The following is a 15,787-nucleotide window of genomic DNA, read 5'->3' as shown; positions in this document are numbered from 1 at the left end:
ATGCTGCTTATGCAGCACAACACAGGGATTTTATGACTGAACCTGTCAGCTTGCTTAACCGTGTTAAGCAGCAACATCAGTATATTCATCAGAGCCGGCCGATGGTTTCTGGCCGCTTAGTGCGGGTGGTCGGCTTAACGCTGGAAGCCGTGGGCTGCAGCGCGGCTATTGGCCAAGCCTGTTTAGTCGACAGTGCTCGCGGCCAAATTATGGCGGAAGTGGTGGGTTTTGCCCAAGAGCGCGTGTATTTAATGCCGCAAGATGATATTGACGGCGTGGTACCAGGCGCTCGGGTCACGCCGCTGTTGCAGCACAAAGGTGTGCCGCTCAGCATGGCATTGCTGGGGCGGGTGATTGATGGTGTGGGCCAACCGCTGGATGGTAAAGGGCCAATTACAGCAACACAATATGCCACAGGTAAAGGTAAATCGATAAATCCGCTACATCGGCGGCCAATTAAACAGCCACTGGATGTCGGGATCCGCTCTATAAACGCCATTTTAACCGTTGGCAAGGGGCAGCGTATGGGCTTATTTGCCGGCTCCGGCGTTGGTAAAAGTGTGCTGCTGGGCATGATGACGCGCGGCACGGCTGCAGATGTTATTGTGGTGGGCTTAGTGGGTGAGCGGGGACGCGAGGTAAAGGAATTTATCGATGAAATTTTAGGTGACGAGGGTAAGAAACGCTCTGTCGTAGTCGCCGCACCGGCCGATGTGTCACCGTTAATGCGTTTAAAAGGCTGTGAAACGGCGGTGCAAGTTGCTGAATATTTTCGTGATCAAGGCCTTGATGTATTACTGCTGATTGACTCTATTACGCGTTATGCCCAAGCGCAGCGCGAAATTGCCCTGGCCGTTGGTGAGCCACCCGCCACAAAGGGCTATCCCCCTTCGGTGTTCGCCAAATTACCGGCGCTGGTTGAACGTGCCGGTAATGGCTCGGGCAATCAAGGCTCAATAACCGCTTTTTATACCGTGTTATCAGAAGGTGATGATCTACAAGATCCGATCGCTGATGCGTCACGCGCTATTTTAGATGGCCACATTGTGTTGTCGCGCAGCCTTGCCGATGCCGGGCATTTTCCGGCAATTGATATTGAAAAATCGATCAGTCGAGTCATGCCTGCGGTAACCAGCGAGCAGCACCAATTGATGGCGCGCAGTATTAAACAGTTATATGCCAGTTATCAGCAAAGCAAAGATTTAATTGCCATTGGCGCTTATGTGCGAGGCAGTGATCCACAGTTAGATTTAGCCATCAACATGTTGCCGCGCATCAATACCTTTTTACAGCAAGGCATGAAAGAAATTGTGCAATATGACGAGTGTCTGACGCTGCTCAGTCAGTTGGCACCTCAACCGAAGCGAGCTAACTAATGGCCAATGAACGCTTAACGTTATTAATTAAAGTACAAAAAGAGCGTGAGGAAACCTTGCAGGCGCAATTTGTACGAGCACAGCAAGCGTTTGTGCAGGCGGAGCAAAAATATCAAGGCCTAGCCGATTATCGCACCGAATATATTCAGCAAAGCTTGCAGCAAGGCAGTGCCGGCCTCGGTGGTCGCCAATATAATCAGTATGTAAGCTTTATCAGTAAGTTAGATCAGGCATTAACTCAGCAAGGTCGTGTGGTACAGCAAAGTCGTAACGCGGCAGAGCAGCGGCGGCAAACCTGGTTAAAAATGCAGACCAAGCGTAAAGCTTTAGAGATCTTGGTTGAACAAGCTCGACAAAAAGAATTTCAACTAGCAGAAAAACAACAACAAAAACTGGCCGATGAATATGCGGCGCAACGTTTTTATCAACGTACTAAACAGACAGAGCAGTACTAAATCATTGCAAACAGTTAAAAGTGGCGCGGTTTTTGTATGGTATTTGCATATAAATAGGCTTACACAGCAGCTTAGATGCAGGCGGAGTAACACATGACTCAAGGCTTACAGTTTTCCCTAATGTTTAACGGCTTAGACAGCACGCCCTCTGGCGAGCAGGCTGCGGCTGGGCAATTTAATGATCCAGCCAGTGCGCAGCAAGCCGGCGTGTTTCAACAATTGTTGCAAGATAAGCAACAAAAGAGTACTGCAGGGCAAAATGTTGCCGCCAATTCGCGCCAAGCGATTAAAGCACCAGTGGCTAACACTGCTAACACTGTAAGCGCCGAGAGCACCGAACAAACGCAAGCAAGCACCGCGAAGCCTTTAGTCACAACGGCTGATCATCGTGCCTTTGTTACCGAGCCTAAAATGGTTACGGATCCCTCGTTAGCTGACAATACTGAAGCATCCGCTGAGCTTGCCGCAGAATTAGATATTGCTGGCCAATGGTTGGGCTTAATTAAACAATCGACAGATACCAGCGCACAGTTACGTTATCGTACCCGCGATCCTGCTGAGTTTTTTCAAATTCAACCCATACCGGACTTTCAAACTATTGGCCCTGTGCCAGCACCTGAAGATAGCCTTTTTAACCAGTTTGATGCGCAGCTGCTCAGTGCCGAAATACCGGCTGGCGACCTTGCGCTAGACGCGTTTAGTGCCGCACAACTGGCTGCGGGTAAATTAACGGCGCAGGCACATACGACTGAACCGTCTTCTGCAACGGCGCTAACAAGCAAGGTTGCTGACACGGATGTGCTGAACGCTTCAGCGGGTAATACCTCAGCGACCGCAACAACATTAAGCGAAAAACCGCTGACTGACGCTGCACAGGAACAAGGGCAAGCAGCTGCCTTGTTAGCTTTAAAGCAAAAAACCAGTGCCACACAATTTACGCTAAATGACAGCCCAGTGACTGATCGCCTAACACCGATTATCCCGATAACCGATGCTGCGGCGCTGGCCGAAGTTATTGACTCAAACTTAAGTGATGTTGCGCCGGAGAAAACGGCCGATAAAGCCGCGGCACTGGCTTCGTTAGCGCCTTCAGCAATAAAGGCAGAGAGCAAAGCGGTGCTGGATGAGCAAGCGGCTAAAGCGTTAAAGGCCGCGGGTGGTGAGAGCACTGCAAACGATGCAGCATTAAACCAAGTGTCGCAAGCACAGCAGGGCGCTGCGAAGTCTTTAGTCACCGCATCAACTGAGCAAGCGGTTGCAACGCCTGTAACGGCTAAACAACAAAATGCACAAAGCGTACAAACAGCACCGACAATACAAACTGCTGAGCTGAGTTCAGTTGATCTTGAGTTAGAAACCGCGGGTAGTACGTTGCCAGAGCAAGCGGTTGCTATTAAGTCCGCGGCCAGTAATCAAGCGCAAACCGTCGCTATAAATAAGATGGCCAGTCAGAGCAACCCTGCCAACACCATAGCGAATCAACCCGTCAGTTCACTGACCACTGCGGCTCAGCAAAATGACAGTAACGCCGACATTTTGACCGCTGAAGCGGAGCAAACCGAGCAGGCGTTAGCCGATTTAGAGGCACAAATTGCCGTCAGTAACAGTCTAAATAGCAAAACCCGTCAGGTAGAGACGCCGCAAGCGAGCGTGGCAGCAGCGAATTCGGCTGCGCTACCTTCAAGCGCTCAGAGCGCAGCAACCGCGTCTATGCAAAGTGCGCCGTTACAATCGGCTGCGCTAAATAATGTGACGGAAGATCAAGCTGAGCCTATTATGGTCACTGCGCCGACAGCCGAGCTGACTAAAGTGCCTACGGCCAGTGCGGAGAGTGCCGCAAACACCAAGTTAAACACCCTTGAGCATGTGGCCAAAAATGCCGCCAACAGCGAGCAACAACATGAGCAATCAGGTCAGCAACGTCAAGATGCTCGCCAGTTTGCCGCAGTAAACCTCGAAGTGAGTTTGGCGCAACAAGCCAATAACGTGCCAGCCGCCAGCAGTAGCACACCGACAGCGAGTGAATTAGCTAATAATATGCTGCGCGCTGAGGGTTTCGCTGGCGCTTTAGAACAACAAACGCGCGCTAATCAAAGCAAAGCCCCTGCTGCAACCTTACCCACCAGCATGCAGCAGTTACAATTACAGCAAGATGCGGCTGGTCAGTTACGGGAACGCGTGCAAATTATGGTAAGACAAAATATTCAGGTGGCCGATATTCGTTTAGATCCAGCCGAATTGGGGCAAATGCAAATTCGCGTTAACTTACAGCAAGAACAAGCTTCAGTGCAGTTTATAGTGCAACAAGCCCATGCGAAAGAGCTACTAGAACAACAAATGCCAAGATTACGTGAATTATTGCAACAACAGGGCATTCAATTAGGCGAAGGTCAGGTGCAACAGCAATCGCGGCAAGACCGGCAATCTGCTGATTCTGGCTCGCAGCAAGGCCAGGGCCAAGGTTCAGCGCTGTTTGATGATATTGATGGCCCAGTGCAAGAGCGCAGTGTCGAGGTGCAACATAGCGATCGTATCGTGGATTACTATGCCTAAGCAGGCTTAGATAGTTAAGCCGTTCGGCGGCTGAAAGTCAGTCGATTTCACCGTTATCACGGCTTTTCGTTTACAACAGCCGTGACAGGTGAGCATAATAACAGTTATTTAGTCAGTTTTTTGACGGCAAAGGGAGCCATACAGAATGGCAGATAATGAGTTAGAGATTGTTGATCAGGGAGCCAAAAAGAAAAAGCTGATGATGCTGATTGCGCTCGTGGTGGTATTAGCGGGTGCCGGTGGCGGTTATTTTTTCTTTATGGGTTCAGATACACCCGCTGCCAGTGCTGAAGTGACTGCTGAAGGGGGCGCGGCTGGCGACGGCACACCGGTGGTGCAGGGTACTGCGCTTTATGTGCAATTGCCGCGGCCATTCGTATTTAATGTAGCCGGTTTATCGCGAGATCGCTTAGTGCAAATTCGGGTGCAATTAATGGTGCGCGGCTCAGCAAACCAAGCGCTGGCGCTCAAGAATATTCCGTTAATTGAAAGCGCCTTATTAGCCACCTTTAGTTCAGCTAATGCTGACGAGTTGATTTCAGCTACGGGCAAAGAAGAATTAAAAAACAAAGCGTTAATTGATTTACAAAACGCCATGCTGGATGTGGTGGGTTCTGTGGTAATAGCCGAAGTGCTATTTACCGGTTTTGTTATGCAATAAGAGTGAGCAACCGTGTCCGATTTATTGTCCCAAGATGAAATTGATGCGCTATTACATGGCGTCGATGACGTAGAAGAAGAAGATGTCGAGGGGATTGAAGCCACAGAAGGGCGTCAGTCTACTCAATTCGACTTCTCTTCGCAGGATCGTATCGTCCGTGGTCGGATGCCTACGCTTGAGATGGTAAACGAGCGTTTTGCTCGGCACATGCGCATCAGCTTGTTTAATATGATGCGCCGCACTGCCGAAGTGTCGATTAACGGCGTGCAAATGATTAAATTCGGCGAATATGTGCACACCTTGTTTGTGCCCACCAGTTTAAACATGGTGCGTTTCCGTCCATTAAAAGGCACGGGCCTGATTACCATGGAAGCACGGCTGGTGTTTATCTTGGTAGATAACTTTTTTGGTGGTGATGGCCGCTATCATGCCAAAATTGAAGGGCGCGAATTTACGCCTACCGAGCGTCGCATCATTCAGATGTTGCTAAAACTCATCTTCGAAGATTACAAAGAAGCTTGGGCGCCGGTCATGGATGTGTCGTTTGAATATCTGGACTCGGAAGTGAACCCCGCGATGGCGAATATCGTCAGCCCCACAGAAGTCGTGGTGATCAGCTCATTTCATATCGAATTAGATGGCGGCGGTGGCGATTTCCACGTTGCTCTGCCTTATTCGATGCTAGAGCCGATACGTGAGTTGCTGGATGCCGGTGTGCAAAGCGATAAAGAAGACACCGATTTACGCTGGTCTAGAGCCTTGCGAGATGAAATTATGGACGTCAAAGTCGATCTCAGCACCAAAATGCTGGAAGTTGACTTAACGCTGCGACAAATCATGGAATTAAAAGCTGGCGATATTATTCCAGTAGACATACCAGAGCATATTACCGTGCTGATAGAAGATTTACCGACGTATCGTGCGAAGCTGGGGCGTTCTCGCGATAATGTCGCCTTGAAGATTTCCGAGAAGATTAAGCGACCTGAATCGGTTAAGTCTGAGCTACAAGTGTTCACCAAAGGTGGCCGTCGCTTAGACAATGATGCAGATATTTCAGAATTAGAGGCCGATTTAAATATCGGTGAGCGGGAAAGAAGGTAACAACGATGGCTGAAGATCAAGACACAATGGACGAATGGGCAGCAGCGATGGCTGAGGCTGAAGGTGGCGATGCAAAAAAGGTCGATCTTGAAGAATTAAAAGACGAGAAAGGCAGTGCGCTAGATAAGCGTAAGCTCGATACCATTTTAGATATTCCCGTGACTATTTCGATGGAAGTAGGACGCGCTAAAATCAGTATTCGTAATTTACTGCAACTGAACCAAGGTTCAGTGGTGGAGTTAGATCGGATCGCCGGTGAGCCTTTAGATGTATTAGTCAATGGTACCCTGATTGCGCATGGTGAAGTCGTGGTGGTTAACGACAAATTTGGTATCCGATTAACGGATGTGATTAGCCAAATTGAGCGGATTAAGAAGTTACGCTAATGCGCAATAGTAGCTTACTTTTCGCCTTAACCTATTGCCTGTGGCTGCCGCTGCAGGCATTAGCTACTGCGCCGCCTGCAACAGACTCACCGCAGCAGCGCGCTGCGGCTTCGGTTGAGCCTGCGGTCAATCAGCCAGAGCTGACTGAGCCGGTACCCGCTGAAGTGGTTACGGACGAGCCTAACCCCTTAGTAAAAGACACCAGCGCGCCGTTAGCAACGCCAGTGGCTGACAATAACACAGCAAGCGATCGTACTGCTCGGCTTAAAGCGGCCGAGAATAGCAGCGCAGCAACACCGAGCTCGATGACCTTGATGAAAATCGTCATTTCTCTGGCGCTGGTGGTTGTTTTAGTGATTGGTTTGGGTTGGTTGTTTAAAAAACTGTCGTTACGGCTACCTGGTACTAAACATATTAAAGTGATTTCTTCCCTGCCATTAGGGCAGCGTGAACGTATCTTAGTTATTGAAATGCAAGGCAAACAACGTGTTATTGGCGTCACACCACATAACATTAATTTGCTGTTTGAATTAGAAAATCCGCTTCCTGAAGAAAAGTTGGCATCAGACTTTCATACACAGTTACAATCATTCCTGAAAAAATAGATTTTTCCATGTCGCGATTGTTGTTTCTGTTGTTGTTAGCTTTGCTAAGTCCTGAGCTGTTGGCCGATAATGGCAGTTTATCGGCACTGACTGTGACGACCAATTCTGATGGCTCACAATCTTACAGTGTCACGCTGCAAGTACTGGCCATTATGACCGCGCTCAGCTTTGTGCCGGCGATGGTGATCATGATGACCAGCTTTACTCGGATCATCGTAGTGCTGGCCATCTTGCGCCAAGCAATCGGTTTACAGCAAACCCCGTCTAACCAGGTACTTATTGGCATTACGCTGTTTTTGACGTTTTTTATCATGGCGCCGGTATTTAAAAACATCAATGAGCAAGCCATCCAACCTTACCTTGCTGAAACCCTGGATCCGATGCAGGCACTTGATGCGGCCATTGTGCCGTTAAAAGCCTTTATGCTGCATCAAACGCGGGTAAAAGATTTGGATACCTTTGCACAAATTGCGGGCTTAGATGTGGCTGTGCAGCCGCAAGATTATCCGATGACTATTGTTATCCCGGCTTTTGTCACCAGTGAATTGAAAACCGCGTTTCAAATTGGCTTTATGTTGTTTATCCCGTTCTTGATTATCGACCTTGTGGTGGCCAGCGTCTTGATGGCGATGGGTATGATGATGTTGTCACCCATGATTATCTCCTTACCCTTTAAGTTAATGATGTTTGTGTTGGTCGATGGCTGGATTTTAGTGATGGGCACCTTGGCCACCAGTTATGGAGTAGGCACATGAGTCCAGAGGTCTTTGTTGATGTGTTGCGTGATTCACTGTTTATCGTGATCTTACTGGTTAGTGCCATCATTTTGCCGTCATTGTTTGTCGGTTTAATTGTGGCGATCTTCCAAGCAGCGACCTCGATAAACGAACAAACGTTAAGTTTTTTACCGCGTTTAATTGTCACTTTATTAGCGTTGATGTTCGGCGGGCATTGGTTGGTAAGGGTGATCATGGAATATACCGTCGACTTATATCAAAGCATTCCAACGGTAGTTGGCTAATGGAAATTTTGATGGCAACGCTGTTACAAGCTATTGCTGATTTTCTGCTGCCGCTGTGCCGAGTCACTGGCATGTTAATGATTATGGCTGGCTTGGGCGTACGCACTATCCCCACGCGGATCAAAACCGGTTTAGTGGTGATGATCACGCTAGTGATGATGCCAATGTTGCCAAAAACGGTTTACCCAGAGTTAATTTCTTTTGCCATGGTATTAGAAGTGCTGTTGCAAATCACCATTGGCTTTGCCCTTGGTTTTATTTCGTTGATGTTTATTAATACCTTTGTGTTGGCGGGGCAATTACTGGCCACGCAAACCGGTTTAGCCTTTGCCTCAATGGCCGATCCGGCCAGCGGCATGACGGTACCGGCTATCGGTCAGTTTTATCTGATTTTAGCCACCTTGTTATTTTTTGTGTTCGATGGCCATCTGATTATGATCCAGATGTTAGTGTTTAGCTTCGATACCTTGCCAATTAACGGTCAATGGTGGGATGTGACGCACTACTGGACCATTATTGAGTTTGGCGGTTGGATGTTTGCCACTTCGCTGGCAATTGCCTTAGCACCGATTGTCGCCATGCTGATGGTCAATTTATCGTTTGGCATTATGACCCGTGCTGCACCGCAACTGAATATCTTCTCAATTGGTTTCCCTGTGACCATGCTGTCAGGCTTGCTGATTTTATGGTTAACGCTCGATACCTTTTTATTCCATTACGATAAACAGTGGCAGCATGTAATTGATTACAGCTGTCGGCTGATTAGTTGCTAGGAGGCTGACATGGCAGAAGATTCCGGCGCAGAAAAAACCGAACAGCCCACGCCCAAGAAGCTGCAAGACGCAGCAGAAAAGGGCCAAATCGCCCGCTCAAAAGACCTTGGCACGGCTTTTGTGCTAATTGGCAGCGCCGCAGCATTATTGGTGTTTGGCAAGATGTTAGCGATGGCAGTACTCACCATTGGCCAGCGTATGTTAAGGCTGGATGAAAAAGATATTTTTGAAACGAATTCGATGTTTACGGCGTGGGGAGAGGCGGGTGGTGAGCTGATCGCGCCTTTAATGGGCATGTTTACGTTGATCCTTATTGCCGCGTTTTTAGGTAATACCTTATTAGGGGGCTTTAACCTGAGTTGGCAAGCTGCAGGCCCCAAAGCCAGTAAAATGGACCCGATGAAAGGTTTAAATCGCATGTTCGGCTTACAAGCGCTGGTCGAGCTGGGTAAAAGCTTCTTAAAAGTGGCCGTGGTGGTGGGGGTTGCTTTTTTCTTATTAAAGCTGTTTTTTATGGATATTATGGCGTTATCGCTGATGAGCGAACCCAATAATATTGAATCGGCGTTGTATTTTTTAGGTTGGTTATTTTTAGGGCTCTGTGCCAGTACCTCACTAATTGCCTTAGTTGATGCGCCTTATCAAAAGTGGAATCATGTGCGGCAACTAAAAATGTCGCTGCAAGAAATTAAAGACGAGCATAAAAACTCGGAAGGTAGCCCAGAGATCAAGGCGCGGATCCGTCGCACACAAATGCAGATGTCGATGAAGCGGATGATGCAGCAAGTCCCCACTGCGGATGTTATCGTTACCAACCCAACGCACTATGCGGTAGCGCTGAAGTATGATCAAGGCAAGTTCCGCGCACCGGTGGTGGTTGCCAAGGGCGTCGATGATATCGCCATGCATATTCGAAAAATTGCCAATGGTCATAAAATCCCAGTGATTGAATCCCCGGCGCTAGCCCGTTCGATTTATTACACCACCAAACTTGATCACCCGATCCCCGAACAATTGTTCGCGGCTGTAGCGCAAGTGCTCGCTTATGTCTTCCAATTACGGATGTATCGCAAAGGCAAGGGCAGTCGGCCGAAAAACCTCGCCAAAGAGCTACCCATCCCTGATGAATTTAAACACTAAACACGAATGACCGCAGCGTGCCGAGAAGTATCGGCACGGTTTTATCGCCCATTTAGCCGCTTTTCAATAACCTCACCTGATACTGGAACGTTTATTGCTTTAGCCTGTTGTTCCGTCATTAAATTGTCAGGTTATCCATGCAGTTGAGCCAGCTTCTCAGTAAATTTGATCGATCCCAGCTTCAACACCTTAAGGGTGTCGGCACGCCAATCTTAATTTTGGCGGCATTGGCAATGGTGGTATTACCGTTGCCACCTTTTATGCTGGATGTCTTATTCTCTTTTAATATCGCGCTGGCGCTGGTGGTGTTGCTGGTCACCATCTATACCAAACGGCCGTTAGATTTCGGTATTTTTCCCAGTGTGATCTTAATTGCGACCATCTTACGTTTAGCGCTTAACGTGGCCAGTACCCGTGTGGTGTTGCTGGAAGGGCATAACGGTGGCGATGCCGCTGGTAAAGTCATTGAAGCCTTTGGCTCAGTCGTGATCGGCGGTAACTATGCCGTGGGTATCGTGGTCTTCCTGATCTTAATTATTATCAACTTTGTGGTGGTGACCAAAGGTGCCGGTCGTATCGCTGAAGTGTCTGCGCGTTTTACCTTAGATGCGATGCCTGGTAAGCAAATGGCCATTGATGCCGATTTAAATGCCGGTTTAATTACCCAAGAAGAGGCCAAAGCACGCCGTGAAGATGTCACCAACGAAGCCGACTTTTATGGCTCGATGGACGGTGCCAGTAAATTCGTAAAAGGTGATGCTATCGCCGGTATCGTTATTTTGGTGATCAACCTGATTGGTGGCTTGTTTATCGGCATGATGCAGCACGATCTGAGCTTTGGCGATGCAATGGAAATTTATACTTTGCTGACCATTGGTGATGGCTTGGTCGCGCAGATCCCGGGTTTATTGTTATCGATTGGTACTGCCATTATCGTCACCCGTCAAAACAAAGAAGGCGATCTGGGCAAGCAAATGACCAGTCAGTTGGGCGATAACACCCATGTGTTGTTTGTGGCCGCTGGCGTAATGACGTTAATGGGCATTGTGCCCGGCATGCCACACTTCTCATTCTTATCCTTAGCAGCGTTATTGGGCGGCGTAGCCTGGTATATCAAAAAACTGGCCACCGAAAAAGCAACTGCCTTGCAACCGCGTGCAGCCACGGCTGGCCAACCTAAGCCTGAAGCACAAACCGTGAAAGAGATCGGTTGGGACGATGTGCATGGCGTTGATACCATTGGTTTAGAGGTGGGTTATCGTTTGATCCCCTTGGTGGATAAAGCCCAGGGCGGCGAGTTGTTAAATCGGATTAAAGGCGTACGTAAAAAGCTATCACAAGAGTTGGGCTTTTTGGTGCCGCCAGTCCATATTCGCGACAACCTTGATTTAGAGCCGAACAGCTATCGGGTGGCCTTAATGGGCGTAACCAATGGTGAGGGTGAATTACGCCACGATAATGAGTTAGCCATTAACCCAGGCCAAGTGTTTGGTACGGTAAAAGGTATTGCCACCAAAGATCCGGCATTTGGCTTGGATGCGGTGTGGATCAGTAAAGATCAGCGTGAACATGCCCAAACACTGGGTTATACCGTGGTCGATGCGGCCACCGTTGTTGCCACGCATCTTAGCCAAATTTTAACGAACCATGCCGCCAGTTTATTAGGCCATGAGGAAGTACAGAATTTGTTAGATATGCTGGCCAAGCACTCACCGAAGCTAGTGGAAGGCTTAGTCCCTGAAACACTGCCACTGACAACCGTAGTCAAAGTGTTGCAAAACTTATTACACGAGGGCGTGCCAATTCGTGATATGCGCACTATTGTACAAACTTTGGTGGAATATGGCGCGAAAAGTCAGGATGTCGATGTGTTAACCGCCGCCTGTCGTATTTCCTTGCGCCGGCTTATTGTGCAAGAAGTGGTGGGCAGTAAACCTGAGATCCCGGTGATTACTTTTGCGCCAGAGCTTGAACAAATGTTGCATCAATCCATGCAAGCGGCAGGCAACGATGGCGCAGGTATTGAACCCGGTTTAGCGGATCGTATTCAGCAGTCATTACAAGAAGCGCATCAGAACCAAGAATTGACCGGTGAAAGTGCCATTATGCTGACGTCAGGAATTTTACGCTCAGTCATGGCACGATTCGTGAAATACACTATTCCAGGACTACGAGTGTTGTCATATCAAGAGATCCCCGATGACAAACAAATTCGAATCGTTAGTGTAATCGGTCAGCAGAACTAGGAGTAACTCATGAAAATTAAACGCTTTGTTGCCAAAGATATGCGCAGCGCCCTGGCAGAAGTCAAAGAGTTCCTCGGCGCCGATGCAATTATTTTATCCAACAAGAAAGTCGCTGGCGGTGTTGAAATTGTTGCTGCGATTGATGCAGAAGCCCCGGCGGCAACACCGCGCCAAGCCTCGCCAGCACAGGCTTCTAGCACTGCAGAAACGGTAGCAAGTGCCAGTGCACGCGCTGAACCACGCTTTAGTGTCAGTGTTGATGACGAGCCAGAAGCGGATCCCGCTGATTCATTACGCGCCTTGCTAGCCAGACAAATGATTAAGCAACAAGGTCGTGAGCCGCAAGCACCCGCTGCGCCATTAACTAAGCAAAAGGTTGCTGAGCCCGCGTTACAAAAAGCCCCACAATTTGAACGTCAAAATTCTGGCAATACCCAAGCTCAGCCGGCACAGTGGCAAGAAATTAGTCAAGCCCAGCAAGCCCAAGCAAAATTAATGCAGCAACAGTTCGCACAAATGCAAACTGAGATGCTGTCGATGCGCCAATTATTGCAGCATCAAGTCTCGGGTTTAATGTGGCAAGATTTAGCTCGGCGCGAGCCCGTGCGGGCACTGGTGATTGAAAATTTGCAACAGATGGGTTTGTCTGAACCAATCGCTGATCAGTTAGCCTGTTTTATGCCAGATGATTTAAATGCCGCCGATGCATGGGATACTGCGCTAGAATTACTGACAGGGCAGTTAAATACTACTAACGATGATATTTTGCGCCGAGGTGGTGTTATTGCTTTGGTCGGCCCAACTGGCGTCGGGAAAACCACCACAGTGGCCAAGCTTGCCGCGGGTTTTGCTAAACGACATGGCGTTGATCAAGTGGCTTTAATTACCACCGATTGTTTTCGGATCGGTGCTTTTGAACAACTGGCGACATTTGGCCGCATTATCGGTTGCCCAGTTAAACAGGCGAAAGATAGCGAAGAGCTGGCGATATTGTTGAATCAGCTGCAACAGCGTAAACTGGTTTTAATTGATACTGCCGGCATGAGCCAACGTGATGTGCGTTTAGCCGAGAAACTTGCGTCATTGGTTCATAATTCTCGTGTTAAAATAAAAAGTTATCTGGTATTGTCAGCCACAGCGCAGGCGCGCGTGATGCAAGAAAGTGTGCAACAATTTAAACGCATTGGCTTATCAGGTTGTATTTTCACCAAATTGGATGAATGTTTAAGTTTAGGTGAAGTGATCAATGTGGCATTACAAAATGCCTTGCCGGTCAGTTACCTAACACATGGTCAACGCGTGCCAGAAGATATTCGCATTGCTGACGCGGCCGATTTAGTAAAAGAAGCGGAACAGTTACGTCAGCAACACAGTGGTAACCGCCATCAATGGTATCAAGACGACACAACGCAGGTAGCAGCTGCATATGCCTAAAGATGTATTAGCCGATGATCAAGCCAGTGGCCTTAGAAAAATGAAGAAACAGATGGTAAAAGTGATTTCCATAACCGGCGGTAAAGGTGGCGTGGGTAAAACCAACGTCACATTGAATCTGGCTATGGCGCTGGCCCAGCTGGGGAAAAAGGTTTTAGTACTCGATGCCGATCTCGGTTTAGCCAATTGCGACGTGATGTTGGGCTTGCGCGTCGATAAAAATTTATCCCATGTCCTTGCTGGATCGGCTACCTTAGACGATATTTTGGTAGAGGGGCCTTACGGTATCAAAATTGTACCTGCCACCTCCGGTAGTCAAAATATGACGGAGCTTTCTCCGGTAGAACATGCTAGTTTAATTCGTGCCTTCAGTGAATTACACACGCCGATTGATGTGTTATTAGTTGACACTGCTGCGGGTATCTCCGATATGGTGCTCAGTTTCTCTCGTGCCTCGCAAGATGTATTAATGGTCGTATGTGATGAACCCTCTTCCATTACCGATGCTTATGCTTTAATGAAGATATTAAGTCGCGACCACGGCGTCGATAAATTTAAAATTGTAGCCAATATGGTGCGCAGCCTCAAAGAAGGCCAAGAATTATTTGCTAAACTGACACGTGTTACCGATCGATTTCTTGATGTCAGTTTAGAATTAGTGGCCACCGTGCCACAGGATGAAAACGTGCGCAAAGCTGCGCGCAAACAGAAAGCTTTTATTGAAGCCTTCCCAACAACACCGGCGAGCATGGCAATTAAAACCTTAGCGCTTAAAGCCGTGAAATGGCCGTTGCCAGGCAGTGCATCTGGGCATCTGGAGTTTTTTCTGGAGCAATTAGTACAGCCACAGTCTGATTAGGGGGATCTGTGAACAGTAAGCTTGCCGCTTATGGTGGCGTAGACCACATGCAACAGTTAGTGGAGCGACAAGCTCCGCTGGTCAAACGTATTGCCTATTACTTATTGGCCCGTTTGCCGGCCAGTGTGCAAGTCGATGACTTAATTCAATCTGGCATGATCGGCTTAATTGAAGCGGCGAAAAATTTCGATGGTAGCAAAGGGGCGAGTTTTGAAACCTTTGCTGGCATTCGTATTCGCGGCGCCATGTTAGACGAAATTCGTCGAGGCGATTGGACGCCGCGTTCGGTGCATCGTAATTCCCGTTTAATTGCCGATACCATCGCCGAGCTAGAAGCTGAGTTGGGCCGCGACGTAAAAGATTATGAAGTTGCAGAAAAACTTGCTATATCATTAGATGAATATCATCATATGCTTAGTGATGTTAGCTCGGGTCGTATTATTGGTATTGAAGACCTCGGCATTTCAGAAGACGTGTTGGTCACTGCTGATGACAGCGATACCGACCAGTTATATCAGCATCAAGCTAACAGCGCCTTTAACGATGCACTTGCTAAAACCATCAACAGTTTACCAGAGCGAGAAGCGTTAGTGCTGTCGCTGTATTATAATGAAGAACTAAACTTAAAAGAGATCGGGGCGGTGCTGGATGTCAGCGAGTCTCGTATCAGTCAGATTCATAGTCAGGCATTGGTGCGTTTAAAAGGCCGAATGCAGGCTTGGTTGTAATGCATCCATATTATCGGGATGACTTTCTCTTCGGAGGGGACTTTGAATAAAAACATGAAAATTCTTGTGGTAGATGATTTTTCTACTATGAGACGCATCATCAAAAACCTGTTGCGCGATCTAGGCTTTACCAATATTTCAGAAGCAGATGATGGCAGCACGGCCTTACCTATGTTACAAGGCGGAGATTTTGACTTCGTGGTCACCGATTGGAATATGCCGGGTATGCAGGGTATCGATTTGCTAAGAGCAATTCGTGCCGATGCTAAGCTCAAACACATTCCGGTGATGATGGTAACGGCTGAAGCTAAAAAAGAACAAATCATCGCGGCAGCACAAGCTGGCGTAAATGGTTATATCGTCAAACCTTTTACTGCTGCAACCTTACAGGAAAAGCTGGCGAAAGTATTTGAGCGGATCGGGTAAACCGTTTCTTGCCAAGGAGTAAA

The 15,787-nt window shown here is 48.1% G+C and carries 16 protein-coding genes; all 16 read left to right on the top strand.

Annotated features, from left to right (window positions below; translation table 11 throughout):
- The first annotated feature begins 32 nt into the window (after positions 1-32).
- The 16 genes from fliI (at position 33) to cheY (ending at position 15,764) form a co-directional block, all read left to right on the top strand.
- Positions 33-1,376, top strand: a complete 1,344-nt coding sequence (gene fliI, locus LMJ53_RS01785; RefSeq protein ID WP_229584507.1) for a flagellar protein export ATPase FliI — start codon at positions 33-35, stop codon at positions 1,374-1,376.
- A complete protein-coding gene (fliJ, locus tag LMJ53_RS01780) occupies positions 1,376-1,831 on the top strand; it encodes a flagellar export protein FliJ (RefSeq protein ID WP_229584506.1) in 456 nt (151 codons plus the stop codon). Before fliI ends, fliJ begins: the two co-directional genes overlap by 1 nt.
- Before the next feature lie 93 nt (positions 1,832-1,924).
- A complete protein-coding gene (locus LMJ53_RS01775) occupies positions 1,925-4,384 on the top strand; it encodes a flagellar hook-length control protein FliK (protein ID WP_229584505.1) in 2,460 nt (819 codons plus the stop codon).
- Positions 4,385-4,529: 145 nt separating this feature from the next.
- Positions 4,530-5,045, top strand: a complete 516-nt coding sequence (fliL, locus tag LMJ53_RS01770) for a flagellar basal body-associated protein FliL (RefSeq protein WP_229584504.1) — start codon at positions 4,530-4,532, stop codon at positions 5,043-5,045.
- Positions 5,046-5,057: 12 nt separating this feature from the next.
- Positions 5,058-6,146, top strand: coding sequence for a flagellar motor switch protein FliM (gene fliM / locus LMJ53_RS01765; protein WP_229584503.1), 1,089 nt, complete (start codon positions 5,058-5,060; stop codon positions 6,144-6,146).
- Between the two features lie 5 nt (positions 6,147-6,151).
- On the top strand, positions 6,152-6,532 hold the full coding sequence (fliN, locus tag LMJ53_RS01760; protein WP_229584502.1) for a flagellar motor switch protein FliN: 381 nt from the start codon (positions 6,152-6,154) through the stop codon (positions 6,530-6,532).
- The gene (gene fliO, locus LMJ53_RS01755) at positions 6,532-7,137 is read left to right on the top strand and encodes a flagellar biosynthetic protein FliO (RefSeq protein WP_229584501.1); all 606 of its coding nucleotides are present in this window, start codon (positions 6,532-6,534) and stop codon (positions 7,135-7,137) included. Before fliN ends, fliO begins: the two co-directional genes overlap by 1 nt.
- Positions 7,138-7,145: 8 nt before the next feature.
- Positions 7,146-7,892 carry a flagellar type III secretion system pore protein FliP gene (gene fliP / locus LMJ53_RS01750; protein ID WP_229584500.1) on the top strand — a complete coding sequence of 249 codons (747 nt, stop codon included), beginning with the start codon at positions 7,146-7,148 and terminating at the stop codon, positions 7,890-7,892.
- The gene (gene fliQ / locus LMJ53_RS01745; RefSeq protein ID WP_229584499.1) at positions 7,889-8,158 is read left to right on the top strand and encodes a flagellar biosynthesis protein FliQ; all 270 of its coding nucleotides are present in this window, start codon (positions 7,889-7,891) and stop codon (positions 8,156-8,158) included. Before fliP ends, fliQ begins: the two co-directional genes overlap by 4 nt.
- An 11-nt stretch (positions 8,159-8,169) precedes the next feature.
- Positions 8,170-8,931, top strand: a complete 762-nt coding sequence (gene fliR / locus LMJ53_RS01740; RefSeq protein WP_229584498.1) for a flagellar biosynthetic protein FliR — start codon at positions 8,170-8,172, stop codon at positions 8,929-8,931.
- 9 nt (positions 8,932-8,940) lie between these two features.
- On the top strand, positions 8,941-10,071 hold the full coding sequence (gene flhB, locus LMJ53_RS01735) for a flagellar biosynthesis protein FlhB (protein WP_229584497.1): 1,131 nt from the start codon (positions 8,941-8,943) through the stop codon (positions 10,069-10,071).
- 137 nt (positions 10,072-10,208) lie between these two features.
- Positions 10,209-12,317 carry a flagellar biosynthesis protein FlhA gene (flhA, locus tag LMJ53_RS01730; RefSeq protein ID WP_229584496.1) on the top strand — a complete coding sequence of 703 codons (2,109 nt, stop codon included), beginning with the start codon at positions 10,209-10,211 and terminating at the stop codon, positions 12,315-12,317.
- Between the two features lie 9 nt (positions 12,318-12,326).
- Positions 12,327-13,751: a flagellar biosynthesis protein FlhF gene (flhF, locus tag LMJ53_RS01725; RefSeq protein WP_229584495.1), complete on the top strand. Its 1,425-nt coding sequence runs from the start codon at positions 12,327-12,329 to the stop codon at positions 13,749-13,751.
- Positions 13,752-13,791: 40 nt separating this feature from the next.
- Positions 13,792-14,610, top strand: coding sequence for a MinD/ParA family protein (locus LMJ53_RS01720; RefSeq protein ID WP_229584585.1), 819 nt, complete (start codon positions 13,792-13,794; stop codon positions 14,608-14,610).
- Between the two features lie 47 nt (positions 14,611-14,657).
- Complete coding sequence (locus tag LMJ53_RS01715; RefSeq protein ID WP_229584584.1) at positions 14,658-15,338, top strand: RNA polymerase sigma factor FliA; 681 nt, start codon at positions 14,658-14,660, stop codon at positions 15,336-15,338.
- A gap of 42 nt (positions 15,339-15,380) precedes the next feature.
- Positions 15,381-15,764: a chemotaxis response regulator CheY gene (cheY, locus tag LMJ53_RS01710; protein ID WP_226751841.1), complete on the top strand. Its 384-nt coding sequence runs from the start codon at positions 15,381-15,383 to the stop codon at positions 15,762-15,764.
- The last annotated feature ends 23 nt before the right edge of the window (positions 15,765-15,787 follow it).

This window comes from Rheinheimera sp. UJ51 (assembly GCF_020819615.1).
Classification (GTDB): domain Bacteria; phylum Pseudomonadota; class Gammaproteobacteria; order Enterobacterales; family Alteromonadaceae; genus Alishewanella; species Alishewanella maricola.
Note: the sequence above shows the minus strand (reverse complement) of the source record. Positions and strands in the feature narration are given on the sequence as shown.